Consider the following 25443-nt stretch of genomic DNA (forward strand, 5'->3'; position numbering starts at 1 on the left):
CGCATGTGCGCAGTCTGCTCGGGATAAGCTATTTGAAGAGCCCGAGCGAGACCGACGTTGCGGGGTCTGATTGAAGATGGTGGAGGAGATGGTGGTGAGACAATCGAAAGCACTGAATGCATGATGGACTTTCATTGCGATGAATGGTGATCTGGTTTTCGGGTTGTAGCGATGCCGCCTTTTGCTGCTGTCGCGCTCTTACGTATTTTCAGACAGAGGGAGGAGGGCATAGTCCCTCCTCCCTAACGACCCGAACGGAAGAGCTGTCAGATGGAAACCTTGAGAGCTATCTGCAGAAAGCTAAGTCACCTCAGTAACAAACCGCATCGGAAGCTCTTAACTCATTGACAAGCTCTTTTTTACAAGCTGTATGGCCGCTCGTCGAAAGACGTTAAGCCACCTCAACAGGTGGAATCAGCCATGATGAGACTGCCCACGATCACTCCGGTACTTCCTCCGTGCCTGCGGCTCGCTCTTCCAACAGAGGCGCCAGAATGCTGCCTTTCAGGCAGACCATTCGTACTGTAGGGCCATTTCTCGACAATCGCACCATTTGAAGGTTCCCACGACCCCCGCTGACATGAAGCCAGCCAAGATTTCTCCATGCTGCGATTGTCTCCTGGAAATTGAAGCCTCTTAACTGAAGAATTCTTTCCAGTTCGGTGAGAGTAAGGGCCAGAGATGGACGTCGATTAGCGTCGTCACGCGTTACGATCCAACGTCCAACAATGTCTCCCTGACCTTCGGATGATCGGAACAGACCCTCCTGCAGTGAAGCCATATTGTTAACTGGAAAGAACCACCGTCGGCCAACCTCATCAAGGACGTGATGCAGTGCCTCAAGGGGGCGATCTGTTTCGATCAATTCACCAGCCAGCAGGGCCATAAGATCCCGGCCCGGATGCCGGAGTCTCTCTGGAAGATCGAAGAGTTCTCCTGCCAGCTCGGCGGCGAGTTCGACGACCGCGAGATGGCCCGCCATTCGTCCCGCAACCGGATTGTTCTGGACGGAATGTGCCAGCGTCTCGTGAATCTCACGATAGCGTTCCCGCCACTGTTCCCAACTCGCTTGCTGCTGAAGAACCTGTCGCACAAACCGTGGTCCCAGATGGCCGAAATGGCGATTAGCCCGTGATCTATAGCCATCGACCGTTTCTCGAGCATTGCTGATCAGATTGGCGAAGGGCGGACGGTTGAGTGGAACGACTCGTGCCCAGGTCCCCCCCTGCTCTTCAAAGCTGGTGAGCGCTTGCTCGCCCGTTGAAAGAGCAATCAGTCTCCATCTCGCTGTCTGCTGGACTCCGGCAACAGTTCCTCTTCCGCGAGCGATTCCATTCGCCAGGTCAAAAACGATTTGGCTGATCTGGTCATTTCTGGCCTGTCGGGTGTCATCCAGGAATAACGGCAAATGGTTATGGAAAGCGGCCCTGCGCTCTACGAAGACACGTGTCTGGTTCCAGGAATGGATCAGGGCTGCACCAGTCGCCTGGGCATCAGGCCGCCCCCAAACACTTGCCGAGACTTCAAGTGTCGTGGTTTTGCCTAGGCTCGTGGTTCCTGATAAATCGACCACAAATCCGGGGCGCTGGAGTATTGGGAGCAGGACGCTTGCCAGCGACGAGTAGAGCATGAAACGAGCGATCGGAGACTCAGCTACCTCACGGAAAAGTGCGAGGCTCTCTTCAAAACTTCCTCCAGCCACAAAGGCATCGAGAGCGCTGTCGAAACCGTCATCGGGCATGACGACGTCAATACCGTCTGGTTCCTCAGGTGTGGCCGCGATAAGAGTTCGTCCCCACGCAAACTGATTGAGATCTCTTTCCCACCCCAGCTGTCTCAGTACCTGACGATGAGGAAGGACCATGCTGTTGTCACCAAGGAAATCACCAAAGTACCCGACCCATCGACGAGCATTCAAAGAGTTCACGTTCATCCCGAAACGGGAAAGTTCCAAGATTCCTCTCGAATCAGCCAGACTTCGACGAGAAATCTCACGTTGATCTAATCGACCGTCGTCTAACCACTGGACAACGACAGCCTGTTCTCTATTTATCGAATCGATGCGAATTTCGGACAGCCAAGCCAACTGTGGTAAGCTCTCAACTTCGGCGTTTCGTCTGGTCGCGGATCTCATTTCAAGAACGGGCATACTTGAATCAAAGTTGATTGACCAGTTTTGCGGAAGCTCCATATCTTCGGCAAGGGAGATGCGATTGTCGTGAATATCCAGCTGCCGCAAGATTTCACGAATGCGTCTTGGGCCGCTTTGCTCAGGGTCAGACTCTGGGCGATTGAAACTCGAAGCGTGCTGATTGGCTTCGGAACTGGGTGGATTGGTATCAGGCCCCGGATTCGACGGGCTCATTCCCGGCAAGAGAGTTCCCCATAATGAGGCTTCAGATTCCGGTGGAACTTGAGCAGAAAGACGGGAATCGTTGTTCGAATTTGATGCAATCATCATCGTCTTTTCTAGGCGCAATGACTTTGGAGTCGGAATAGCACCGTGGAAACATGGGAAAGTGTGGACAATCGGCGTGAGCACACGCAGTACGAGTTGAAGAAATCTCACGGGGGTCCCAGTAAGGGCGCAATGATAGTTGCGCAGCTACCGGTCATATCAAGCGGCCAAGGATCACAAGTACTGGTATCAATTAACTTTAGAACAGCAGACACGGGCCGCTGTTGTAAGCAGAGATACAATGTGCAGTAGTTAGGAAAGGCTCTCAACACGATAAGATGGTTGAATGGCCTCTACTAAAATTCCTATACCCAGGTGAGTTAAAACTCGCTTAGTCTTACCGACAGAGTTCGGCAAGCAGAATTCGCCACTTTCGGCGAGCGGCAACGCATTCTCCAATAAGTTTCAATTGGTCGAATCGGCCACTAGAGTCGGATTGCATGTAAAATCAAAAGTCGATATGAGCTCCTTTTTCTGTCATGGATAATTCTTCGGTCTGCTGCATTGGGATACCGCATTCCAATGCTCGGGAGGGAGAGATGCGAGTCGCTGTCTTCAATTACAAATGATCTGAAGAGCATTTTGCTAACGCCAGAACCCTGACAATAAAGATTGTCGATGTCTTGCATTCCGTCAACTCACGCAACCCATGAAAATCAACGAGAATCAAAAATTTGCGCGCTTTCAAGACACTCCGTCTTGAACTATAGGTCGCGTGTGTAGTGTGGATCCTGTTTCGAACTTGCAGGTCGTAGTGTTAACTGGCCTTTGTCAGGTGGAGAAATGGTGGCAGCTGGTTGATCAAGCCGTCGACATCAATGCGGGGAATACGGAGTATCGACAGTTTCTCTGAGAGAGGGTCGATAGCCGCTGTGTCCTCCAGAACCTGGCCATTGTCAACAGCCTGCGGAACTACCGACTCCTCGACGTTAACCTCTGTGGGAGATGACGTTGGGGACGATACTAAGGCAGTTTCTGACAGTCGACGTGCATGTTCATGTTGATACAGAGGCCAGTACAGATTCTCTGTCTCGATCTCTTTTTCGGGAAAATTGAGTTTGATCTGGATTTTCAGATCGAGCGAATATGTTTCTGGCGGAGACACATGACTCACGGGAAATTTTCGGACAGCCATCGCGACACGGTCGATGGCTGCCCGCGCCTTATAGGATCGAGAATAGAGTCCCGGATATTCATAGTGATAGCGAGCCGTCTGACGTGCCCGGTGCCCTGATTTTTTCAGCGTCCTGGAGGCATCTTTGAGATTCATCAATACCAGCTGCTCGTAATACAACTCCAGGATGGGATGAGCATGCATCCCCTCGGGAAGCGCGACTTTGCTTTCCACCAGTTGCTTCATTTGATCCAGTTGCGTTGAAGAATGCCCGGACATCGTGACGAGCTGCAGATACAAGGCGGTTTTGCCCCACTGTTTCAGCTCCCGTGCCTTCGCCTTTCCTATCAGTCGCTTCTGGCGATCCGTGAGTTCTGGCAGCTTATAGTCTGTTGGTGCTAACAACCCGGCCAGCACAGGGAGTGGAAACTCCAGCAGCTGCTGAAGCTTTCTGGCGCTGATTTTGGCCTGATTCCGCACCTGATTTTCAAAACACGTCAGCTTCCGCCGAGCCTGGTTGATGGCTGCGAACATCTGCGCTGCTGCGATCCCATCATAACCACTGCCGTAATACTCTTTCTCAATACGTCCGTAGCGACGAACTGAGCGGTAATAGTAACTGTTTCCGTTTCGACGCCTTTCCCATGCCATGTGATCACTTGCTCTCCAAGTTTTTGTTTGAGGAGTTGTGCTAAAACGATGATCTGGGGGGAGATGCCCCCCCCAGCCAAGTCCTGCGCAGGAGTCATCAGACCCTTACCGAACCCTTAGGGCTGGGAATTACAGACGGTTTGAAGCCACTGACACTGAGCTCTCAATTCCCGCAGTTTTTCAGCGGCATAAACCAGTTTGCATGTTTGTGGCCGGGGATGCCGGGGCGTATCGCGGGGAGACAGGATCCGTAGAACTCTCAGCTTCTCTTCCCGTGTCAGCTGGCTCTCTTCTCGCAGATATCCCAACAGCCCATACCTTCGCACCAGTGTGCGCAACTCAGGAGTCAGATATCGCTCCAGTTCTGTGAGACCCGATTGATAGGCCACAAGCTTCCAGAAATAGCTGTATTCATGGCTTTTTGTGATTTCCACAGGCCGAAATTTGACAGCGTTATGCTGAATCCAGGAGATCGATGTCTTCAAAAGAGGCAACACCTCAAAGAACAGGGCTTCATAAGCCACAATGGCATTTTCTGGCCATTGCACCACAGAAGCCACCTCACTCACTGTCTGATGAGCCAGCAGACGCGCCTCGATTTCAGCCGATACGAACGGATCCGTTTCTCGTAAGGAAACGGCCATCAGCACGGCTTCATCGATGTGATCGTTCACTGTTGGCGCGCGCTCCCGCACCTCCCAGCACTTCAGGAGACTGAGACACCAGGGGTCTTTAAGGCGTTTCTCAGGGTGCTTCCTGGCCAGAAGGCACCACAATTCCCGCCAATTTGGCTCCCGAATTGGGGAAGTGGGACCCGGAATCTGTTTTTCGAAGAAGAAATAGTCGCCAAATGGAGAGCGCGGCATCACTTTTTCGCTCAAAAATGAGGGTCTGGAACAGCGCGATGTACTACATCTGCACACAGCGAGCTTTCGCTATTCCCGCATATCTCGGGCGTGAGCGCAAGAGGAAAAGATTCCGCCCGGGCGAAGAGCTGTCGCGTCCCGTTCGAGAAATGAATGGCCGGATTGCCTTCCACAGCCGCCGTGAAAGTCATGCCGGGAATTCTCACGACACATCAAAAACCTCACTAGCGCGGATCAACCTTCTGCGCTACGATGAGTCTTGAAGCTTTGTGCCATATCACGCCATGCCGAGAGGAGGTTCGATTGAGACAGCCATTCCCGACTTCTGTGCTCGTTCCCTGATGAACAGCCAGGAATGTCCCTTCTAAACAGGGAGTGAATGCCAGCTTGTGCAGCAGCATTCTCGGAATGGATTCAGCCCATATGGAGAAATATCACCATGTATGACATTTTTCATGAACACAAGCCAGGCTTTGAATCTGTCGCTGTGGATCGCCAGACCGCAGCAAAAATCCTGGGAATTTCACTCGCCACACTCGACCGCCATGTACGGTCTGGAAAAATTCCCTCCTGGAAGCTGGGGCGACGTGTCATATTCGATCAGGCAACACTCCTTGAATTGTTGCGTTCCGCGGGTCAGTCCACGAGGTGATTGAAGTTGTCCGGATCTCCCACAGAAGACAGCTGATCTGTTTTGAGTCTTACAGAGAGGTTCGAGTCGACCTCGCAGGATACTCAACAGCTCAGCTGTATTCTGGTGGGGAGCCAGAATACGTCTTGAAGGGTTTATCGAGCCGAGAAGTCCCGGCATCCACGTTCTAAACACGGCCCTGTCGATCAGGAACTGATGGTTGGCAGTGGGAAGAAGTGAATTTGCCAGCTCACAAAACAAGCAGGGCCATCTTCCTGGAAGATGTCTTTCGCTATGAGATTCCAGACTTCTCGACAGGGGCGTATGGCGTCGAACCGTTTACGTGATGGAGGAATCGCTGAGAATTCAGGAACGTAAACTGGCCGCCGCGGCTGACTCGTAAAGCATTCAATCGACTGACGAACTTTTCTCACTGTCTGTGATTCGTAATGTCGTTTGATTCATCAAGCTCACTCGAAGTTTAGGGGTTCATTCAATGGCATCTCTCGAAACGGATAAGTCTGGCAATAAAACAATTCGGGTTCTCTGTGCCGATGGCAAGCGAAGACGGATCCCGCTTGGCAGGGTTGCACTCAAGTTTGCTCGAACCATCCGAACTCATATCAACGAACTTGAAAGCCATCGGGCGGGGGCTGTGGCTTTACCGGTTGAATTGGCTCGATGGACGGCTGAAATCAGCGACGATCTCCACGCTCAGATCGTGGAAACAGGATTACTCCAGCCACGGGCGAAAACGGCCACGGTCCATCTGGGGGCGGCCTGCGATGCCTTCCTGGCCAAGCGAGGAGACATCAAGGGCGGGTCGCGGCAGCAGATCGAATACGCGCTGAAGGACCTACGGACGTACTTCGGCGATGACCGGAGTTTCGATTCGATTACCCCTGGCTGTGCGGATGATTTCGCTCGCTACTTGAAGTCCAAAGAGCAACTCGCCACGGCCACAATTTCCCGGCGGCTGGTGACGTGCCGGAGTCTTTTTGCCGATGCGGTCAAGCGGAAGTGCATCTCAGAGAATCCGTTCGCGGACATCAAGGGTGGTTCACAAGCCAATTCATCCCGCCAGCGGTTCATCGACCGACAGACAATCGGACGGATCATGGAAGCCTGCCCGGATGCCGAATGGCGACTGCTGGTCGCACTGGCGCGATTCGGTGGTGTTCGTGTCCCGTCTGAAGCCGTCGACATGCGATGGAGCGATATCGACTGGGCTAGAAACCGGGTCCGAATCGCTTCGCCGAAAACAGAACACCATGTCGGCCACGAGTCCCGAGAGATTCCTTTGTTCCCTGAATTGCTGACGCCCTTGATGGAGCGGCAGGAACTGGCGGAAGATGGGAGTGAATTCATATTCGACCGGTTGCGGCGAGATGCGGCCAAATCAGACACTGGCTGGAAGGCGGTGAACCTGCGGACGCAATTCACTCGCATCATCAAACGGGCTGGGTTGACACCGTGGCCACGGCTCTGGGTGAATCTTCGATCATCGTGTTCGACAGAACTTGCCGAACGATTCCCCGGCCATGTGGTCTCCCGATGGTTAGGGCATTCAAACGAAGTTGCGGTGGAACATTATCGGCAGGTGACGGAGGAGCATTTTCGCTTGGCGGCGGAGACGACCTCAAAAGCGATGGAAAACATCCGGGCACAATCCGGGCAATCACTGGCCATCATAGGCAATCTGGGGTCCTCGACAGCTTGGACCAGAAACGAAGAAACCCCTGAAAAACAGGGGTTTTGCGGACTAGTGACAGTTGGTGAAGAGTCAAATGATTACCCCGCCAGGATTCGAACCTGAACGTGCAGGACCAAAACCTGCTGTGCTACCGTTACACTACGGGGTACCTGAAGTGAGGAATCACCTCTGAAATGAGTGTAGTGCCCTCTGGCGAGAGCGGCAAGCCATCAATCCTCGACTGCAGGGAGCGATCAAGTTTTTGCCGCAACCCCAATCCTTGTGAGGATTTTTGCGCTGGTGTTCATGCTGGCATCAATGAGAAATCACTTAAAAAAACGGGAGCGACAGGCTATCCACCCATCGCTCCCGGAATATTCATTCTCTGAGAACCACTTGGATTATGGTGTCTTGGGAATCTGATTCAGCTGATTCAGAATCTGGTTGTTCTGGTTCTTGATATCGTCATTCTGGCTGACGGCCACAGCTCCCAGCACCACACCGGCAATCACACCCGAGGTGAGCAGTACCATGCCGGGAGTGACGCCACCAAACTGTCCACGCACTGCTGGCGACTGGGCCACCATGGTGAAGCCGGTTTTCGCTGCGGGGGGTGCCGTTCGCTCAGTCCAGGCACGCACGGTCCGAGTTTCATTCCCGGCAGCAATCCGGTAAGTACCACCTTTCAACCCTTTGACGGCAAACTGTCCCTGGGCATCAGTGTTGGTCTGAGCAATCGAATTGTTTCCAGCCTGAATATCCACGACGGCCCCAGCAAGAGGTTGTCCCTGGGTATCCACCAGACGACCTTGGAGTTCACTGCCGACGAGCGTTACATCCACAACGGGAGCAACTTCCTTGGCAGGAGCCTGAATAGCACGAGCCTGAGCAGCAGGTGCAGGTGCCGCTGCGGGGAGGGAATTTTCCAGAGCCGGTGCTGCGGGTGCTGAGAAACCTGCACTGGGTGCCTGATTGCCAGCCAGTGCCAGGCTGTGTGGGCAGAGAATTCCGCCAGCAACCAATGCCACCAGAGCAGCTCGGTAAAATTTCGTGGTTCGCATGACATCGATCCTTTGAGAACAAAACGGGCAAAAAGAGCGATCTCAGAGAAATTTCAGAGTCGAAACTTCAGCACCACGGAATGGACAGACCACCCTGAACGGGTAGCTTTCGCAGGCCAGAATCCTTGGTTTGAAATCGCCAGGGGGGGTAACAAAATGTGAGATCAGGGACATCGCAGCGTTCATACCGAATGAGTCAGACTCACTCAGAAGCACACGGATTCACAGTGAAACAGGGAGAACTATTGGAAGGGTATTGAATCGAGGTATCTTGGGAATCTTGCCGTGCACTCTGGGACAAATCGCTTGGGGCAGAACTATCGAGTAGTGACTCTCACAGAATGCCCTTGGAGCAGACTGTGCCGAAACAACACGGACAGAATTCACTCAAGAGCACGGAATCTGCTGCAAGATGGTTTTTTCGTCAACCACAATTTCCTGAAAAATTCGAACCCGCGCGGTTTCTCTCAAGTCTTTCTCACTCGGCTGAGTGAATCGCTGAAATCCGATCTCGACAGAACTGGGCTCGATTCGGTACACCACGCGATGACCGCCTGCAATTCCCGCCTCCTGGCAATCGCCTGCTCCTCTCTATTTCCAACGTGCCCTTCCTTCCTACAGCACGATTTTTCCTATGAATTTCCTTCAATCACTGCAGCAGCAGTTCAGTTCACTGTGGAGTTCGATGAACTCGGCACAGCGAATTTCGCTCATCGTTGCGCCCCTGATTCTGCTGGCCGGTTTTGGTTTTCTTTACTGGTCGAACAACACGTCTGGGATGGTCGCACTCTCGTGGGGCAAAGTCTTTACCACCGAAGAACTGATTGCCGCCGAACATGCTCTGATGGAAGCTGGCCTCACAGATTTTCAGAGACAGGGCCGCATGCTGCTGGTTCCAGCGGCTGAAAAAGACCGCTACAACGCGGCGTTGCTCGAATTCGATGCCATGCCCGAAGATCTCGGGTCTCAGCTACTCAAGCATTATGAATCGCTGAGCCCGTTCATCACGGAAAAGCAGCGTCATGAAATGCGCGAAGCGATGCTGCTGAAAGAAGTCGCTCAGACGCTCAAGGCGATTCCCAATGTAGAAGATGCCCGCGTCGTGATTGCCAATCCCAATCGAAGAAACTCATGGAGCCAGAAGGGAACTGTCACCGCCAACGTGACGATCACTCCCAAAAAAGGACGCGAGCTTTCGACCCGGCTGGTGGCTTCAATCCGGGCAGCGGTCGCCAGCATGGTTCCAGATCTGAAGACCTCCGATGTGACGGTGTTCGATCCCGTGAATGAAGTGACATATGCCGGTGATGCAGCGGACGATCCTCTCAGCAGCCAACTGGTTCAGAGAATTCGCGAACTGACGAAACAGTACGAATCGCAGATCTCGAAAAGCCTGTCTTACATTCCAGGTGTGAATGTGACTGTGCATGTTGATATCGAGAACCTGAAATCATCGGTCATTCGGACTCAGCAGATCGATCCCAAGAAATCGGCTCCTGTGATTTCCAATGAGTTCACTGTCAACGATACACAAACCCAGAGGGCACCGCGTGGTGAACCCGGGCAGGTGGCCAATCGTCCTGCCAGTGTGGGTGGCAGTGCCGGCAGTGACCGCAATCGCCAGATGACAGAATCCGATAACCGGGTTGTGAATGGTGTGAGTTTTGAGATCAGCGAAAAGCAGCTTCTGGCGGCCATGCCCAAAGCCGTGCAGGTGAGCATCAGTGTGCCGCGAGATTACTACCGCGGGATTGCTGCCCAGCGTACTGCCGCCGGTGAGAAGGATCCGGCACTGACGGAGATCCCGGCCATTGAAAAAGAAGTGCTCGCCTCAGTCTCAAAAAGCGTCAACCGCCTGATCCCGGCGGATTCTCCCGATGATGCCATTGTTGTCAGTACCGTTGATACACTCGCAAAGGAACTTCCGACAGTCACCATCCCGTGGACTGAAACCGCGTGGCAATTCTTCCGTGAATATGGCAGCACGATGGCTCTGGGAGCTTTTGCGATCTATGTGGCCATGATGCTGCGGAAATCGATGGGAAGCCTGGCTCAGGCCAATGCCTCGCCCGGTGATAGCCGTACCGATAATGCAAATGGCATGAATCCTTTGAATCCCTCAGGTGGCCCGGAAGCTGCCATGGCGATGAATGCACTTCAGGGTGCCAGTGCCGCTTTACCCCCCAAACCTGCCACGCGGCGTGATCAGTTACAGGCGATTGTTCGCGATAATCCGGAAGCAACGGCAGCCCTTTTAGGAAAATGGATTCAGGCTGCTAAATAGCTATTTCGTGTTTCTGTTCGATTCAGCTCTCGTCATCCAGTTCACAAGGTCACCACATAATGGACGCCATACGCAAAGCTGCCATTCTGCTGCTCAGCATGGAAAAGCCATTGGCTGCCGAGGTACTCGCCAGCATGACCCGTGAACAAGTCGAGCGTGTGACTCTGGAAATTGCGAAGGTTGATGATGTCACTCGCGAACAGCAGGAAAGTGTTTTTGATGAGTTCTTTCAGGGTGTCAATGAGCTCACACCAATTGAACGGGGTGGCTTAGGCGCTGCCAACGAACTGCTCGAACAATCGCTGGGGAAAGAACATGCCGGGCAGATTCTCGAAAACGTCCGGCAATCGATGAACTCAGTTCCGTTCTCTTTTCTGCATAAAGTGGGTGCGGAGAACTTGCTGACGTTTATCTCGGAAGAGCATCCACAGACGATTGCACTGATCATGTCTCACCTGCCGGCGGCCCTGGCGGCAGAAGTTCTCAGTGGTTTGCCATCACTCCGGCAACTGGAAGTGATCCGTCGCATTGCGGGGATGGAGCAAACCAGTCCGGAAGTGATTGCCACGATCGAGAAGTCGTTGCAGAGCCGCATGACGAGCATGTTCAACCAGCAATTGGAAAATGCCGGGGGTGTGCCAATGGTGGCCCAGATCTTGAACGTGACTGACCGGATGACGAACAAAGGGATTCTGGAAAGCCTCGATCAGGAAGACAGTGAACTGGCCGACGAAATCCGCCGACTGATGTTCGTCTTCGATGACCTGCTCAAGCTTGACAACAAGTCGATTCAGGCACTGCTCAAAGAAGTGGATAACAGTCAGTGGGCTCTGGCACTCAAGGGAGCTTCCGAAGAAATCAAACAGAAGATCTTCGGTAACCTCTCTCAACGGGCGGCAGAAATGCTCAAGGAAGAAATTGAGTATCTGGGTGCTGTGCGACTTTCTGATGTGGAACAGATGCAGCAGCAGATTGTCGATGCTGTGCGGCGATTGGAAGACGCGGGTGAAATCGTAGTCGCAGCCGGCGGCGGAGAACAGTTTGTGAGTTAGTGACGTTTGGTATTGGGTGTTTGGTATTTGAATGTCTAACACCCAACACCAAACACCGAATACCTAAGGCCCTTACATGTCCACCAGTTCCCGAGTTCTGAAAGCCGGCATGGCTCCTGGCAGCCAGGGCCCCGTCGTCTTCAATTACGACGACCTTCAGGCTCAAGGTGAGAGCTATCTGGCCCGTGTGCGGGAACAAGCGGCCAAGATGATTGATGACGCTCGGAAGCAGGCCGATGAGCTGGTGAAAAACGCTCACTCGAAGGCAGAACAAGCCGGGTATCAGGCTGGCCAGGCAATGGCGATGCGCGAGATGGATCAGCGCCTGCAGTCGAACGTCAACCATCAGGTCAACCAGCGAATTGGTCAATTGCTCCCTGCCCTGGAGCAGGTTTCTCGACAGATCGAACAATTGAAAGCCGACTGGATCGCCCGCTGGGAGACTTTGGCAGTTGAGCTTTCGCTCGCGATTGCTGAGCGGCTGATGGGGCAGAAAATTGCGGCCGACCCGGAAGCAGTGAAGCCCATGATTCAGAGTGCGCTCGAACTGGCCTCGCGAGAAGAGATTGTCCTGGCAATTCATCCCACCGATTGGGAAGTCCTGGGGCATGATGAGGGGCTGCGTCTACTGGCTTCAATGGCGGGTTGCGGCGAAGTTTCGATTCAACACGATGCGTCGCTTTCACGCGGAAGCTGCGTCGTTACAACTCGCCATGGCGAAATCGATGCCCGTCTGGAAACGATGCTCGACCGCATGACGAGCGAACTTTTAGGTACAGCCCATCGACTGCTCCCACACCAGCAGGCCGCCAGCAGCACATCGAATTCGGGAACCTCGCCATGACCACACTTGTCGAACATGCCCGACAAGTTCTGCCTTTGGGCCTGACTGGTCGCATTGACCGGGTGGTGGGGCTCACAGCTGCCGTCGTCGGTTTTCCAGCTCCATTAGGATCACGCTGTGCGATTGATCGCGATCATGGCTTTCCCATTGAAGCCGATGTTGTGGGCTTTCGTGGCGATGAAACATTACTCATGCCATTAGGCGAACTCACTGGCGTTCGCCGGGGTGCACGAGTGCGGCTCGTGGAATCTGTGCCCTGTGTGAATGTGGGTGCTGGGCTGCTGGGGCGCATTATTGGCAGCCGCGGAGAGTTCCTCGATGAAGGATCGAAGCCACTTCTGGCGCATCGAGCTGATCTGCATGGCAAACCACCGGGGCCACTGGAAAGACCACGCATTGCCAAGATCTGGCAGACGGGAGTCAGAGCGATTGATAGTCTGCTGACATTGGGCGAGGGCCAGCGGATGGGGATCTTTGCTGGCAGTGGTGTCGGCAAAAGTACGCTATTGGGGCAGATTGCCAGGCATAGTTCAGCGGATATCAACGTCGTCGCACTGATTGGTGAACGAGGCCGTGAAGTGCGTGAGTTTCTCGATCGCGACCTGGGACCGGAAGGACTGAAACGAAGTGTGGTGATTGTCGCCACAGGTGATGAACCGGCCATTTTGCGACTACGGGCCGCATGGATGGCGACCGCGATTGCCGAACATTTCCGCGATCTGGGCCAGCATGTCGTGCTGATGATGGATAGCGTCACCCGTTTTGCGCTGGCTCAGCGAGAAATTGGCTTAGCGGCGGGCGAACCTCCCGCAACGCGTGGCTATCCACCCAGTGTGTTCGCTTTGTTGCCTCGCTTACTCGAACGCAGTGGCTGCTCGCCAGCAGGAAGTATTACCGGATTGTACACAGTGCTGGTCGATGGTGACGACACGAATGAGCCCATTTCGGATACTGTCCGCGGGATTCTTGACGGGCATATTGTGCTCTCGCGAAAGCTGGCTCAACAGGGGCAGTTCCCGGCGATTGATGTCCTGCAGAGTATTTCGCGATCGATGAACGACATTACGACGACCGAACATCGCCAGTGGGCCCTGACTGTTCGTCAGCTGCTGTCATCCTACCAGCAGAACGAAGATCTCATCTCAATTGGCGCCTATCAGAATGGCTCGAACGCTCTCATTGATTCGGCGATTCAAGCAAGGCCGCAAATTCTTGGATATCTGGGGCAGAAACCTCAGGAACAGACCACTTTCCTCGAAAGCCTATCGATGCTCGAACGACTGGCGCGATTAAAAGATCTCCTGGCCCGCAAACCGGCACCGACTTAATCACGTAGGGTGCATGCTAATGCACCAATTGTTGACTCATTTTTTGATCGATATTCCTCTAAAGAATTTTGCAGATTTAAGACTGGTACATTCCGTAAGAACTTCATGCACCCTGCCGAATTCATGCATCCTCCGTAAGGCCTGCTCATAACCTTTCTGGCAAGACAAAATGGCCGCTTCCCGATTTTCACTGCAAAGTGTGTTGCTGCTGCGGGAGCGCGAGCGAGACCAGGCCAGGCAGCAGATGGCTCAGGCAATTCAGGTGATCGAGCAAATCGAGCAGGAATTACAGACTTCTATTGATATCCACTCGCTATACTCACAAGAGTTGAATGATTTATTAAGGCACAACCCGATCTCTATTGAAGCGGTCAATCTCCGTCGTTATCACCTCACGCGTACGGAAATCGAAATTCAGGTCATTAAATCGCGTCTCGCTGCAGGGCGTGAAATTCTGGAAAAGTGTCGAAAACTGCTGGTTCTTGCCGATCAAAAGGTCAAAGCCATCGAGCAGATTCGTGATCGACGAGAGCAGGAAGCTCTTGAGGAGGCGATCAAAAAAGAGACCTTTGAACAGCAGGAAGCCTGGCAGGCGGGACAGTTCTCACCATGATGCGTCTGATCAAAACACTGTTGTTTCTTGGTGGCGCTTTGTCGCTGATCATTGTGCTGGGAGAGTTGGCTATGCTGGCCGTTCTCTGGCGACAAGGAAATCTCTCAGCGCGCACACTGGCAGAGATTCGACTGGCTGTCTCCGGGCAACCGCTGATCGATACTCCTGCCGTGGAAACACCGGAAGGACCACCCGCAGTTTCTACCGATGAAGTGCAAACGGCCCGTGTCATGCGAGTTCTCAATCTGGAAGCCCGGGAGAAAGAACTCGATGTGGTCAAAGAAGCCATTGCCGCTTCGATGAATCAACTCTCGCAAGAACGAGATGCATTTCAGCAATTGAAATCCAGATTTACGAATGAACTCCTGGCACAAGGCAAGCAGCGGCAAAGTGATGCGACCGAACAGGCCAGAGCGGTTCTGTTGGCTTCGCCTCCAGAAGTCGCAGCCTCCCGTCTGATGGAACTCTCGCTGGATGAATCAATTGTGCTCACCCGCGGCATGCCCGAGAAGCAGATTGCCAAAATTCTGCAGCAATTCACCGGGACTCCCGAGAGAGAAAAACGAGGGCGAGAAATTTTCGAAGCGTTGGCGGAGGGACGACCTGAGCGTGAACTGATCGATCAGGCCAGACAAGCTCTAACGCCGAACCCTGACAGTTCTAGCGGCCTTTAGGTTTGTGGCCGATAATCCTCATACGACACTTTTGCAGCAATTTCCTTAAGCTCAAGATGCTTCAGATTGCTGGCAAGTCGTTATTGAGGGATGAGAAATGGAAATCCGTGATCCTCGACGATGGACTGCTCCAGGATTGGCAGGATTCCTCGCGACACCCGCCAATTCTGCCGAAAGCGACTCGCTCAAGGCCGAGGGTTCACAAACTTCGTCTTCTTCCGAATTCAGTGCTAGTCTGCTCCGGCAATACCTGCTGAATCAGGGAACCCTTGCTGAGACTCTCACAAGCCAGAAAAGTCTGACCGGCGCGAAAGGTCTAACCAGCGACAAAAGCGAGGCCAGCAAGCAATTCGACGGAAGATCCTCAGTGACTGGAAATTCACAGTCGAGCTTGCGCAGCCTTGCTGATGATCATCGCCTCTCTCAGAAGGCACGCTCACGCCATTCGGACGATGCCGAGCCATCGTTCATGGATCGACTTATCGATCGTCGCACGGAGGCAACACAGCGTAACGACGAATCGACAGTCCGTTCTTCCACACTCCAGGAACATTTGAGCAGGGATGAACGCCAGGCTTTACCGGTAGATCGCGAACAGGATTCGTCTGATACGGATCGAACAGCACCTGCCTCTTTGCAGGAGAACTCTGAAACGCAGGTTGATCGAATAGAGCCATTTCGACAAAACCTTGTTGATGTCTCTAATGCCGGAGTTGAGGCAAATTTCACTGAAGAACACAGCCTTGCTGAAAAACTGACAGTTGAGGCGGCAGAATCGATCTCTGTGATCGACCACGAGAACCTGACGCACGCCAATTCCAACAGTTCTGACTTTGCTGCGGAAAATGCCGCTCTAAACGTCTCTAACAGCTTCGCGGGATCCGAAATTCAGGTTCCATCGAGCGGAATCGTTCCAGTCGATGACGAGCTTAACCTCGTCACACAGGAACCGGATTCTGTGCCCGCAAACGTCGCCCATCCTGCTGCTGCCAATCAATATCACCACATCGCCTCCCGGCTGGTGAGCACAAAATCGACTGATGCAGCCTCGATTCGCTCACTGCAATCTTTCCAGCAACTCCTGGCGCAAGATCCCTCATCGCAGTCAATTTCTGGCAACACCTCGTCTGCTGTCACAAGCGATGAGACGAATTCCGCGACGGCTGGGGAACTGCAACCAGCGGTTAATGATCAATCGTCTCAATCGACAGCGAACCCTGACGATGTGACGATCGATTCTTCGTCAACAGATCTCACGTCGAGCGATACCACCTCGATTTCGTTAGCCGGTCTCTCTGCCGGAGTATTGCCACCGGCAATGACCACTCACGAACAGCGATCAAATTCTCAAGGTGCAGGTGACGAACTGGCAGCAGGACAGGTGCCAGGGAATCGTCAGGGAGAAGCTGGAGCATTGATCCTGAATTCTTCGCAGACTGACGAAACCTCGCTGGCCACTTCAAGCTCGATTCCAGTGAGCGCCAACACTGATCCACAGATCTCAGCCACACCCAGTTTGCAGGCTCAGTCCGAATCGATCATCAACCAGCGGTCGGTTTCGGGAGAAACTTCCCGTTCCCAGATTTCCGGGGCTCGCAATGGCAACCAGTCTTTCAGTCAGCGGCAAACTTCGTGGAGTGCCGTGGGCGGATTGCCACCGTGGAGTTCTTTGCCCGGACTTGGCGATGCTTCTACGGGCTCTTCGTTCAGTGCGAGTCTGAATCTTTCATCCCGCGCCGGGGCATCCCCAGGCACATTCGCGGCAGCTCTGGCAGGTTCCCAAAATCCCGCCATGGGCCAGATCGCAGAAGCATCTCCCGCAACGGTTGCTGATGCGGAAACCACAATACAAACAGTCGCCAAACATCCGGGAGCCGGTGGGCCGGCAGCGAATCTGATAGCCAACAATGATTCTCAGACCCGCCAGGCAAGCACAATCACATCAAACAGCACACAACCACCCTTTGCGCAGAGAGTTGTCGTTGATGGCATCTTGAACATGACGGCCAGCCATATTCTGAACTCGGCACGAACCGAGCAAACGTTTTCGATTGTCCTCACCCCTGAAAGTTACGGCGAATTGTCGATCGATGTCCGCCAGAATGAAGAGGGAGTGATGGTGCGGCTGGAAGCGGCCACATCGGCGGGGCATGAGTTATTGAGCGAGCATCTTTCCGAGCTGCGCGAAATACTCGACCAGCGTGGATTGGATGTTGATCAGATCTCGCTTGAACGCGTCGAAACTCCCCGAGAAGTCATCGCGACCAGCGATCCAGCGAACGATCGATCATCGAATCGTGAACAACCTGATTCTACGGGCCAGAATCTCCTGACAGGCCAGGAAGGTTCTTCGAGTTCGGGCAGCGATCGTCAACCAGATTCTGGCACTCCTCGCGAAAATTGGAACCGACTCGATCCACAGGAAGAACCTCGCACCGACCATCTGGCCCGGAACAATCAGGAAGCCAGATCGACACAATCTTCCGGATTTGCTAATGAAGGGACTGCGAGACCTGTCCGCTGGGATCACGTGAATATCCAGATTTGAAATCGATCCGGGCCTGATTCTCGCTAGTATTGTACTGGTATGGTGGCGTCTGCTCGGGCATGAACAGCCCACGGCTCAAATCATAGAGAGGGATTTCATGTCGAGCATCGATCCAGTCACTGGCAAACCCAAAGAAGTCCCCGTCATTCCCAAAGACAAGCAGGGGTTCAATGCTCTGGATACGGAAGCCTTCATGAAGCTGCTCATTACCCAGCTTCAGAATCAGGATCCTTCCAATCCGATGTCCAACGAGGAGTTACTCTCCCAGATTTCGCAAATGCGGAATCTGACATCTGACATCGAATTGACCGATGCGCTGGAAGGCCTGACTTTGAGTCAGCAGCTCAACAGTTCGACAGCGTTCCTGGGTAAAGAGATCAAAGGCACGACGGCTAATGGAACGGAAGTGAGCGGAGTCGTTGACCGAGTCTATGTGAAAGACAAAGCATCGTTTCTGGTGGTCGGTGACAAAGAAGTCCCGCTCACAAACGTCACTGACGTCACCAACGAGTCCTGATCGTTTGGGCAAAATCCTCATTGACAGACCTCCCCACTCCGGGTGGAACACTGTCAGGCGCAGAGACGGATCCCCCGCCCCAGCCTGCCATAATGCCCCGTGAACTGCTCCAGGTGCAGAACAAAACAAACCCAGTGATTCAGAGCACTCGTCGCGTCTGGGATGATCTCAAAGTCCTCGATCATCGACCGTCAGGGCGACGTGCCGTGGATCCTGATCCGAAAGCCAGGCTGTGACCAGTTCCTCGTACTTTTCGCGGCTCTCGGGCGTGCCGAACTTGCCGAGGTACGTGTCTTTTCCCGCGATACGGACTCGAGCTTGTCCCGTGGGACGGTGCAGAAGGTAAGCCGGTTTTCGTTTACTGAGCGACATGGCAGCAGCCACCACAAAAAAAGTGGTAGAAAAGTGGTAGTCACCCACTTTTCTGCTGCACCGCCAAGCATAGCGGGTAGTCGCAAGTATTGACTCAGCAAGGACTTACAGGATTGGTCGATACAGGATTCGAACCTGTGACTTCCACCGTGTGAAGATGGCACTCTAGCCACTGAGTTAATCGACCTTTGTGTCACGTTCAATGAATCGAGGAGAATATTGAACCAGAGGTGATTCTGGCAGATTGTTGGTGGTTTCGCAACTTTGCGGGACAGTCTCAATTCATGATTGAGCAAACGTTTGCTGTGATGACTGGGGCTTGATCGCGGGAACTGGGGCCATGCACAGGCTTGTTCGGCCAAAAAGGGGACTTGCATACGTTCCGCTGGGGGATGCAAGAAGTTTCTGCAGATGGCACCACCACAAGCGACATCTGTATCAATTCTTATCAATACCCGTCAGCAGTTTTTCAATCGCATCGGCCTGATGGCCAACTTCGAGAACACTCCGGCGAATTTCTTCAGGATCGATGGTCGAGCGAGGGTAAGTATCGAGCATCACAAACACGCTGACTCCGTCGATCTCACGAATAGCCAGTCCTCCATGCAGAATGACAGCATTCAGTCGGAGTGCTGTTTCAAAGTATGAGGGCGTGGCTTCGCAACAGATGCTCGAGATCGTCACCAGTCGATCGACAGCCGCATGCTGGCTCGGTTCGATAAAGGCCGCCTGTTTACGACCACCCGGTAAATCGATATCGATACGAAAACCTTCTTCGCCATGCCTTGACCACCGCACATTCGCGTGATGGCGGAACGCTTCCTCTACCAGCGCTTCCAGATCGACCTCATGTCCCAGAATGGCCTCCAGCAGTCGCGCTGCTTCAATTCCTGATTGAGGCCTGTTCCCCGGAGCAGAATCCATTAACTGATGCATGGCTTCTGCCATTTCGAGCGTGACGCGCGGATTGATTTCCCGGGCCGGTCGATACTCTCCGCGCGAAACCTGTTGAATCAGTTCAGGAACTTCGTGAGCCGGAAATGGCAACTGACTGGTCAATAACTGGTAGTACATCACTCCCAGGGAATAGACATCACTGGCAGGTGTGGCTGGGTCGCCTCGAAATAACTCCGGAGCCATATACTGAGGTGTGCCAACAATTTCCCGGCGACCATGAAGTGCTCCCTCGACGGATGTCCGGCGGGCCAATCCAAAATCGCCGATCTTGGGAACCCCCTGATGCGTCAACAACACATTATCGGGTTTGAGATCGCGATGTAGAATCTCATGTCGATGGGCCACTCCCAAGCCTTCAGCAATGCGTAAGGCCATCGAGGTCGCGCGAGTGGCCGCCAGGATCCCCTCATCCTCCACTCGCTGACGAATCGACATGCCGGGGACAAATTCCATTTCGAGATAATGCAGACCGTCGATTTCTCCCAAGGCATAGATCGAGACTATATTCGGATGATTCAGGGCTGCTGCCGCCTGCCCTTCGTTATGAAAGCGATCGACAAACTCACGATCCTGTTCGACAAGTGCGGGTGGCAGAATCTTGAGGGCACAGAAGCGTTTGAGTACTCGATGCCGGGCGAGATAGACCCGCCCCATGGCACCTGCACCGAGCAAAGCTTCGCATTCATAAGGCCCAAAACATTGCCCGATCAATTTTTGATCAAGCCCGGCTTCGGTCGAAGCTTTTACAAAGTTTCTGGAACGAAAAGCTGCCGGCTTGGGTTCTCCTTCGGGTTGGCCTCCCTCAGGCGGAGTCTTGTGCCGAGATTCCGCATGTGCAAGAGGATCAACAAGTGCGAGAGGATCGATATGTAGGTGTGTACTGCACTCGGGTGAGTGATGTTGATCCACCATTGCTCCACAACGGGGGCAAACCACGTGCTGCTTCTCACCCGTGGTCGCCTTGGTTCGATCCACACGAGTAGGTTCAGCCTCTTCGAGATCCAGGTGGAAAGAAAACTGACAATCCGGACAAAAGACCGCAGCCAGGAGCCTCGCATTTTCCGAAGGCGTAATTCCGACAGAGGGTTGAGGCGTTGAATCCATGCAGCTTATTCCCACCACGCATCAGCAAATGGCTATGTAAGAAACTTTGGAAGCCCTTTGGTTAACTCCAGGGTCTTTCTGTCGAATTTGCGTTGTGCGATCAAACCTGCTTCAACACGACATGAAAGTTATGGTAATCAAAGCCAGCAGGAAAAGACCATAATCCTTTGAATTTGGCTCGCATTTCATCGCGAAGACCGACCATCTTGTTTATGTTCAAACGGTACTTTTCAGGAGATGAGGCAGCATAGAATCACTGCTCTTTGATCCAATCGCATTGTGTCTTCGTAGTGCCCCTGCCTCAGAGAGCCGTCTTCCAACTCGACAATTCATCATGGAATCTCCATGTCCGATGACCTTGAACCAGCCAGTTCTCAGTTCGCCCAGCCAGTTCCAGGTGATATGGCAACTCCTGCTATTCAACCGGTAGGGCCGCCTCTTTCCTTGACGGATTTTCTCGATGAGGAATCTGCTCCGCCGGTGGTCGATACTTCCTTAGTCAGCAATGACGAAAGTCTGCCGGCATTTGTCCGTTCACGACAGTCACTTGGCCCTGGTCTTGGCGAAGCCGTTGGCTGGACGGCTGGTGTCTTCGGCAGTCACCTTCTCTTGAGCATTGGGCTGGTCTTAGTCATCTCCATCGTCTCTGCAATTTATCTCGTCAGCACAGAGGGTATTAAAGACCCTAAGCAACTGGAACAACGGCTCGCCATGGGCTCGATGGGAAATACCATTCTCGTCTGTGGTGAGCAGTGGTTGATGGTCGGTCTGACCATCGTGGCTGTCTGGCTGCGCATGGGGAAACAAACCACCCGGCAACTCAACCTCGATCTGCCGCACCCCTACCAGCTGTTGATCGTCACCTGCCTGGTGCTCCCTCTGGGTGGCATCGCCGATCTCAGTTATCGACTCGCTTCGATCCCGTGGGATTTTCTCAAGAATCAAAGCGACTTATTTGCCCAACTCGACCAAGTGAATATGGTCGAGCAAATGCAGAAAATGACAGCTTCGATCCCTTTGCCACTGTTGATTCTGGCAATTTCGGTATCACCTGCCATCAGTGAAGAGCTGGTTTTCCGAGGCCTGTTAGTCCGTGGTTTACTGGCCCGCTGGGGTGTCTTGTGGACAATGCTGATCTCGTCGTTCCTGTTCGCCTTGATCCATTTTCATCCACTGCATGTCATGGCTGTCTTTCCAATTGGCATGGCACTCTTCTGGATCTACTACACCACGCGCAACTTCTGGTTGCCCATGTGGCTGCATCTGCTCAACAACCTCTGCTCGATCCTGGTGATGCGCTGGCAGGGAAGTCTCGAAGAGGTGCTCGAAAACGCCGAGACCATGCAATTGGTAGTACAGTCTGGCATTGCACTGCTGGGAACTTCGATCGCTCTGTGGCTGCTCCATAAAAACCGAACCCGGTATGTGAACACCACGGGAGAAGAATGGAATCCTCCCGCAGCTCCCATGTCGTCGCCTCCAGTTCAACTCGGTTTTCAACGCCAGGTGAATGTCGTGGGAATTCCTGTATTTGTGATTGGTGCAGCTCTTACCGCTTTGTTGCTCTTCGCTCAGGTCAGTTCGATGATCGAGCCACTTGACGAAACGAAAGCTGGCATTAGTGATCCTGCTCTTGCACCATGAGTGCACACTGCCTCACGTTTCGCTCACGATGATCCCGCACTCCACGGCGAATTCTGCATGCTCACGACTTCTCCATCCGGTATGGATATCGAAGAGATCATCACGATCATCAGTCGGTGGGCGCAAGCTGGAATTGTCCGCGAGTTTCCCTCGTTTTTGCCACAGGTTCTGCAGCAACCCTCGAAGATCAGTTCCCCGCGTGAACTCTGGCCTGTCTTCTACGGCTGCTATGACTGGCACTCGGCAGTCCACAGCCACTGGGCACTCGCGCGCTACGTGCGCTGGCTTCCCTCTCACCCGCAAGCGACATCCTGGATCGAAACGCTGCAACATCAGATCACACCATCCGGGATGGCAGGTGAATTCGCCTTCTTTACTCGATCCAACTGGCCCAGTTTCGAAAGGCCCTATGGCTGGGCCTGGTATCTGACACTTTGCAGCGAACTGGCCTCTCATCCCGAGCCAGCCTTGCAAAACCTCTACCAGTATTTACAACCACTCGAACAGATCTTGAGAGGTCGCTTTCGGGATTGGCTGGAATCTCTTGATCGCCCGATACGTACTGGGGAACACAATCAGACTGCCTTCAGCCTCGGAATGATTTACGACTACTCAAAGGGCATGGGGGATGATGCTCTGCGCATGCTCATCAAACGGAAATCATTATCCTGGCATGCTCGCGATACCCATCTCCCCTGGGCATTAGAACCGTCGGCTCACGATTTTCTCTCGCCTTCACTGGCCGTTGCGGATCTCCTGAGCCGCACGATCGATGATCCCGAGGAGTTCAGCCAGTGGCTGCGAAACGCCTTTCCTCAGTGGTATGACAATTCAGCCACATTGCTCGCATGGCCCACGGTTGAATCCCTGGATCGCATCGATGGGAAAAACGCCCATTGGGATGGTCTGGCATTCAGCCGGGCCTGGATGTTGCTGCGGATTGCTCAGCGACTTCCCCACGACCACCACCTCAAACCGGCATTCATCGAGGCCAGTCATCAGCAGGGAAGACGCGGACTGAATTCCCTGACCAGTGACAGCTACATGACAACCCACTGGGTGGGAAGTTTTGCCGCTTACTGGCTTTCATTCCACCTCAGCCATGATCCACACTCTGACAAACCTTCTTCCAGCATTGCCTGAGCCCGATCTTCAAGTGGCGGGCTTGGCCAAAGGCTCGGTTTTCGTCAGGAAGGTCGATTCCAGCTCCACAATGCGGCTGAGTGAGGCCAGATTCGCAGTGTCCTCCATCAACTTCAAATTGGCCGAGAGTGCGACAGTTTCGAGCCAGTATTTCAGTCGTTCGAGTTTGACGACATCCAGCTCTTTCTGCTCGCTCTCTTTCGAAAGCTGCTTGATTGTCGCGAGTTCCTTTTTCATTTCGGCGTAGCGCGGATGCTCGATAATCACTTGCCGCACAGCATCGGCCTCTTCGGAAATCAAACGAGCCGTCTCGGGATGCCAGGGGCTTGCCATCACTGGCCAACGTTTCTTCACAGCCGCACCAATCTCCCGCTTGATGCTCGATACCGTCGTCCGTCGGCGGCGGACTTCCGAGTCTGTCCGTGCCTTCTCGTCACGCTTGTGACGAATCGCTTTTTCGACATCGTCCGCACGATCAGTCCCTGTGAGCAAGAACTCCCGGCTCAGCCCTTCAATCACCGACTTCTCAACGACTGTCGCATGCTTCAGCAACTCATCAACCGGTGAGTTTGGTGTCAGTAAGCCATCCTGACCTTTAGTTTTGGAAGCGTGTCGCAGAAAAATGTCAGTGGTGCGCACAGGAATGTCGATGGTGCGTGCTGTCAGCACCGTATAGGCATGCGCTTCCAGAAACGAGGTACGGCCGTCCTGATCATAATCAGGGCTCGTTACCGATTGACCCGTTCTCGATTCCCCACAGAGAGCTTCAAAGAAGTAAGACGAATACTCTCGATAATCGGCCTCGTTGATGTTCGGCGTACAGCCAGCCGCCACACGATCAGGAACTGTCGAGAAGAACCCGCACCGGGGATGCTCTGCCAGACCATGGGCAGGGTTCCCCTTCTTGAAAATAAAGTTCCCAAAGCCACCGCTGTAGCATTGCACCATGACGGCCACCACCGGCACATCGGGCGAAAGCTCATCCAGTTTCTCAGTCCACTCCGTGACTGACATATCCGTACTTTTCCACAGATGCATAATGTTATTAGCAAAAGCTGGCTTGCGATTTCCTCCGTCGGGACGCTGCCGATCCGCCGGACGTGGTTCACGCTCTGAATCGGCCACAGTTTTGGAACTGTCTGAAACAGATTCCTTATTGCTGGTCTCTGCCTCGCTAACAGTCTCTGGTTTGGCTGAATCTTCGGGTTTGCTGGACTCATCCGATTTGGATTCGGAACTGTCAGATGGCTCCATCCGGGTTGGTCGTGCCGCCGCTGGAGAGCCCGTGCCTGGTTCATTGCCAGAGCGTGGGAATGGGCCTCGTGAAGATGTCGATTCCCCGCGAGCTTTCCCGCCATGGCCAGTGAAATACACAATCAGGCGGTCGCCACCGGCCAGTTGTGCACGAAAGTCCTTCAAAGTGTTCTCGATTGTCGTCGGATCAGCCGCTCCATCCACGACAGGGAGCAGGCTGGTGCGATAATCGAAGTTCACCCCGGTGGCGGGGCCAATGAGATCCGCCAGCAGCATTCGGAGATCTTCAGGGTCTCGCTGAGCATCGAACTGCAGATCGGTCTGCGCATCACCACCATCCGAGAAGAGAATCTTCTGGTGGATCTCTGAGATTTTCAGCCGCTCAAGCACACGCTGAAGATAGCGAACGTTGTTTTCGAGAGAAATCTGATTGCTCTCAGGCCGGGGGCCGCCGCCAATGGTCAGCAGATGATCGCTCGCCCAGAGTGTCCCCCCTGCCAGCATTGACAAGGAGATCATAACAGCCGCAGTCAAAGATGTTCGAAGCATGACAATCCCATCCCGACAAGATCTGTCCGATGACTCGGCGAGCCCCCGAATCATGAAGACCTGATGAACTCATTTTCAAATTGTGA

General features: G+C 53.5%; 20 protein-coding genes and 2 tRNA genes. 13 read left to right on the plus strand and 9 right to left on the minus strand.

Annotated elements, in window-relative coordinates; genetic code table 11:
- Window positions 1-439: 439 nt before the first annotated feature.
- The 3 genes from PLIM_RS15855 to PLIM_RS15865 all read right to left on the minus strand — a co-directional run bounded on the left by PLIM_RS15855 (window position 440) and on the right by PLIM_RS15865 (window position 4897).
- On the minus strand, window positions 440-2461 hold the full coding sequence (locus PLIM_RS15855; RefSeq protein ID WP_041401959.1) for a DUF927 domain-containing protein: 2022 nt from the start codon (window positions 2459-2461) through the stop codon (window positions 440-442).
- Between the two features lie 754 nt (window positions 2462-3215).
- Window positions 3216-4223: a hypothetical protein gene (locus PLIM_RS15860; RefSeq protein ID WP_013111336.1), complete on the minus strand. Its 1008-nt coding sequence runs from the start codon at window positions 4221-4223 to the stop codon at window positions 3216-3218.
- Window positions 4224-4339: 116 nt separating this feature from the next.
- Window positions 4340-4897, minus strand: coding sequence for a hypothetical protein (locus tag PLIM_RS15865; RefSeq protein WP_148227142.1), 558 nt, complete (start codon window positions 4895-4897; stop codon window positions 4340-4342).
- A gap of 230 nt (window positions 4898-5127) precedes the next feature.
- On the opposite strand from PLIM_RS15865, the gene PLIM_RS24225 reads away from it, so the two are divergent.
- From PLIM_RS24225 to PLIM_RS23750, 3 genes are all read left to right on the plus strand, one after another.
- Window positions 5128-5352, plus strand: a complete 225-nt coding sequence (locus PLIM_RS24225; RefSeq protein ID WP_013111338.1) for a hypothetical protein — start codon at window positions 5128-5130, stop codon at window positions 5350-5352.
- Window positions 5353-5528: 176 nt separating this feature from the next.
- Complete coding sequence (locus tag PLIM_RS15870) at window positions 5529-5741, plus strand: helix-turn-helix domain-containing protein (protein ID WP_013111339.1); 213 nt, start codon at window positions 5529-5531, stop codon at window positions 5739-5741.
- A 475-nt stretch (window positions 5742-6216) separates the two neighbouring features.
- A complete protein-coding gene (locus PLIM_RS23750) occupies window positions 6217-7536 on the plus strand; it encodes a tyrosine-type recombinase/integrase (RefSeq protein ID WP_081440290.1) in 1320 nt (439 codons plus the stop codon).
- Here the strand turns inward: PLIM_RS23750 and PLIM_RS15880 are convergent.
- Together PLIM_RS15880 and PLIM_RS15885 are read right to left on the minus strand one after the other, a co-directional pair.
- Window positions 7512-7582: transfer RNA gene (locus PLIM_RS15880), tRNA-Gln, on the minus strand. The two genes, PLIM_RS23750 and PLIM_RS15880, sit on opposite strands and share 25 nt — an antisense overlap.
- 232 nt (window positions 7583-7814) lie before the next feature.
- A complete protein-coding gene (locus PLIM_RS15885) occupies window positions 7815-8474 on the minus strand; it encodes a carboxypeptidase-like regulatory domain-containing protein (RefSeq protein ID WP_013111340.1) in 660 nt (219 codons plus the stop codon).
- 634 nt (window positions 8475-9108) lie between these two features.
- On the opposite strand from PLIM_RS15885, the gene PLIM_RS15890 reads away from it, so the two are divergent.
- From PLIM_RS15890 to PLIM_RS15925, 8 genes are all read left to right on the plus strand, one after another.
- A complete protein-coding gene (locus tag PLIM_RS15890) occupies window positions 9109-10758 on the plus strand; it encodes a hypothetical protein (protein WP_041401963.1) in 1650 nt (549 codons plus the stop codon).
- A 59-nt stretch (window positions 10759-10817) separates the two neighbouring features.
- Window positions 10818-11810, plus strand: coding sequence for a flagellar motor switch protein FliG (gene fliG / locus PLIM_RS15895; RefSeq protein ID WP_013111342.1), 993 nt, complete (start codon window positions 10818-10820; stop codon window positions 11808-11810).
- 76 nt (window positions 11811-11886) lie between these two features.
- Window positions 11887-12654 carry a FliH/SctL family protein gene (locus PLIM_RS15900; RefSeq protein WP_013111343.1) on the plus strand — a complete coding sequence of 256 codons (768 nt, stop codon included), beginning with the start codon at window positions 11887-11889 and terminating at the stop codon, window positions 12652-12654.
- Complete coding sequence (locus PLIM_RS15905; RefSeq protein ID WP_013111344.1) at window positions 12651-13982, plus strand: FliI/YscN family ATPase; 1332 nt, start codon at window positions 12651-12653, stop codon at window positions 13980-13982. The genes PLIM_RS15900 and PLIM_RS15905 overlap by 4 nt, the downstream gene beginning before the upstream one ends.
- Window positions 13983-14151: 169 nt before the next feature.
- Entirely contained in the window at window positions 14152-14595 is a 444-nt protein-coding gene (gene fliJ, locus PLIM_RS15910) for a flagellar export protein FliJ (RefSeq protein ID WP_013111345.1), read from the plus strand.
- On the plus strand, window positions 14592-15269 hold the full coding sequence (locus tag PLIM_RS15915; RefSeq protein ID WP_013111346.1) for a hypothetical protein: 678 nt from the start codon (window positions 14592-14594) through the stop codon (window positions 15267-15269). Before fliJ ends, PLIM_RS15915 begins: the two co-directional genes overlap by 4 nt.
- A gap of 97 nt (window positions 15270-15366) precedes the next feature.
- Window positions 15367-17817, plus strand: a complete 2451-nt coding sequence (locus PLIM_RS15920; RefSeq protein ID WP_013111347.1) for a flagellar hook-length control protein FliK — start codon at window positions 15367-15369, stop codon at window positions 17815-17817.
- Window positions 17818-17914: 97 nt separating this feature from the next.
- On the plus strand, window positions 17915-18334 hold the full coding sequence (locus tag PLIM_RS15925) for a flagellar hook assembly protein FlgD (protein WP_013111348.1): 420 nt from the start codon (window positions 17915-17917) through the stop codon (window positions 18332-18334).
- A 168-nt stretch (window positions 18335-18502) separates the two neighbouring features.
- Here PLIM_RS15925 and PLIM_RS15930 read toward each other — a convergent pair whose 3' ends face one another.
- The 3 genes from PLIM_RS15930 to PLIM_RS15940 form a co-directional block, all read right to left on the minus strand.
- Window positions 18503-18706, minus strand: coding sequence for a hypothetical protein (locus PLIM_RS15930; RefSeq protein WP_148227143.1), 204 nt, complete (start codon window positions 18704-18706; stop codon window positions 18503-18505).
- 114 nt (window positions 18707-18820) lie between these two features.
- Window positions 18821-18893: transfer RNA gene (locus tag PLIM_RS15935), tRNA-Val, on the minus strand.
- A gap of 251 nt (window positions 18894-19144) precedes the next feature.
- Window positions 19145-20767, minus strand: a complete 1623-nt coding sequence (locus tag PLIM_RS15940) for a serine/threonine-protein kinase (protein ID WP_013111350.1) — start codon at window positions 20765-20767, stop codon at window positions 19145-19147.
- Between the two features lie 345 nt (window positions 20768-21112).
- On the opposite strand from PLIM_RS15940, the gene PLIM_RS15945 reads away from it, so the two are divergent.
- Together PLIM_RS15945 and PLIM_RS15950 are read left to right on the plus strand one after the other, a co-directional pair.
- Window positions 21113-22411, plus strand: a complete 1299-nt coding sequence (locus tag PLIM_RS15945) for a CPBP family intramembrane glutamic endopeptidase (protein ID WP_013111351.1) — start codon at window positions 21113-21115, stop codon at window positions 22409-22411.
- Window positions 22412-22468: 57 nt separating this feature from the next.
- Window positions 22469-23554 (plus strand): DUF2891 domain-containing protein, encoded by a 1086-nt coding sequence (locus tag PLIM_RS15950; protein ID WP_013111352.1) that lies wholly within the window; start codon window positions 22469-22471, stop codon window positions 23552-23554.
- Window positions 23555-23563: 9 nt separating this feature from the next.
- On the opposite strand, the gene PLIM_RS15955 is transcribed toward PLIM_RS15950, so the two are convergent.
- Window positions 23564-25357: a hypothetical protein gene (locus PLIM_RS15955; RefSeq protein ID WP_148227144.1), complete on the minus strand. Its 1794-nt coding sequence runs from the start codon at window positions 25355-25357 to the stop codon at window positions 23564-23566.
- Between the last annotated feature and the right edge of the window lie 86 nt (window positions 25358-25443).

It is taken from the genome of Planctopirus limnophila DSM 3776, assembly GCF_000092105.1.
Taxonomy (GTDB): Bacteria; Planctomycetota; Planctomycetia; order Planctomycetales; family Planctomycetaceae; genus Planctopirus; species Planctopirus limnophila.

What these genes read in the sequence shown, in the direction of transcription:
- PLIM_RS15855 (WP_041401959.1), bottom strand. Translation starts at nt 2,461, where the DNA reads ATGATGATTGCATCAAATTCGAACAACGATTCCCGTCTTTCTGCTCAA.
- PLIM_RS15860 (WP_013111336.1), bottom strand. Translation starts at nt 4,223, where the DNA reads ATGGCATGGGAAAGGCGTCGAAACGGAAACAGTTACTATTACCGCTCA.
- PLIM_RS24225 (WP_013111338.1), top strand. Translation starts at nt 5,128, where the DNA reads ATGTACTACATCTGCACACAGCGAGCTTTCGCTATTCCCGCATATCTC.
- PLIM_RS15870 (WP_013111339.1), top strand. Translation starts at nt 5,529, where the DNA reads ATGTATGACATTTTTCATGAACACAAGCCAGGCTTTGAATCTGTCGCT.
- PLIM_RS23750 (WP_081440290.1), top strand. Translation starts at nt 6,217, where the DNA reads ATGGCATCTCTCGAAACGGATAAGTCTGGCAATAAAACAATTCGGGTT.
- PLIM_RS15885 (WP_013111340.1), bottom strand. Translation starts at nt 8,474, where the DNA reads ATGCGAACCACGAAATTTTACCGAGCTGCTCTGGTGGCATTGGTTGCT.
- PLIM_RS15890 (WP_041401963.1), top strand. Translation starts at nt 9,109, where the DNA reads ATGAATTTCCTTCAATCACTGCAGCAGCAGTTCAGTTCACTGTGGAGT.
- fliG (WP_013111342.1), top strand. Translation starts at nt 10,818, where the DNA reads ATGGACGCCATACGCAAAGCTGCCATTCTGCTGCTCAGCATGGAAAAG.
- PLIM_RS15900 (WP_013111343.1), top strand. Translation starts at nt 11,887, where the DNA reads ATGTCCACCAGTTCCCGAGTTCTGAAAGCCGGCATGGCTCCTGGCAGC.
- PLIM_RS15905 (WP_013111344.1), top strand. Translation starts at nt 12,651, where the DNA reads ATGACCACACTTGTCGAACATGCCCGACAAGTTCTGCCTTTGGGCCTG.
- fliJ (WP_013111345.1), top strand. Translation starts at nt 14,152, where the DNA reads ATGGCCGCTTCCCGATTTTCACTGCAAAGTGTGTTGCTGCTGCGGGAG.
- PLIM_RS15915 (WP_013111346.1), top strand. Translation starts at nt 14,592, where the DNA reads ATGATGCGTCTGATCAAAACACTGTTGTTTCTTGGTGGCGCTTTGTCG.
- PLIM_RS15920 (WP_013111347.1), top strand. Translation starts at nt 15,367, where the DNA reads ATGGAAATCCGTGATCCTCGACGATGGACTGCTCCAGGATTGGCAGGA.
- PLIM_RS15925 (WP_013111348.1), top strand. Translation starts at nt 17,915, where the DNA reads ATGTCGAGCATCGATCCAGTCACTGGCAAACCCAAAGAAGTCCCCGTC.
- PLIM_RS15930 (WP_148227143.1), bottom strand. Translation starts at nt 18,706, where the DNA reads ATGTCGCTCAGTAAACGAAAACCGGCTTACCTTCTGCACCGTCCCACG.
- PLIM_RS15940 (WP_013111350.1), bottom strand. Translation starts at nt 20,767, where the DNA reads ATGGATTCAACGCCTCAACCCTCTGTCGGAATTACGCCTTCGGAAAAT.
- PLIM_RS15945 (WP_013111351.1), top strand. Translation starts at nt 21,113, where the DNA reads ATGTCCGATGACCTTGAACCAGCCAGTTCTCAGTTCGCCCAGCCAGTT.
- PLIM_RS15950 (WP_013111352.1), top strand. Translation starts at nt 22,469, where the DNA reads ATGCTCACGACTTCTCCATCCGGTATGGATATCGAAGAGATCATCACG.
- PLIM_RS15955 (WP_148227144.1), bottom strand. Translation starts at nt 25,357, where the DNA reads ATGCTTCGAACATCTTTGACTGCGGCTGTTATGATCTCCTTGTCAATG.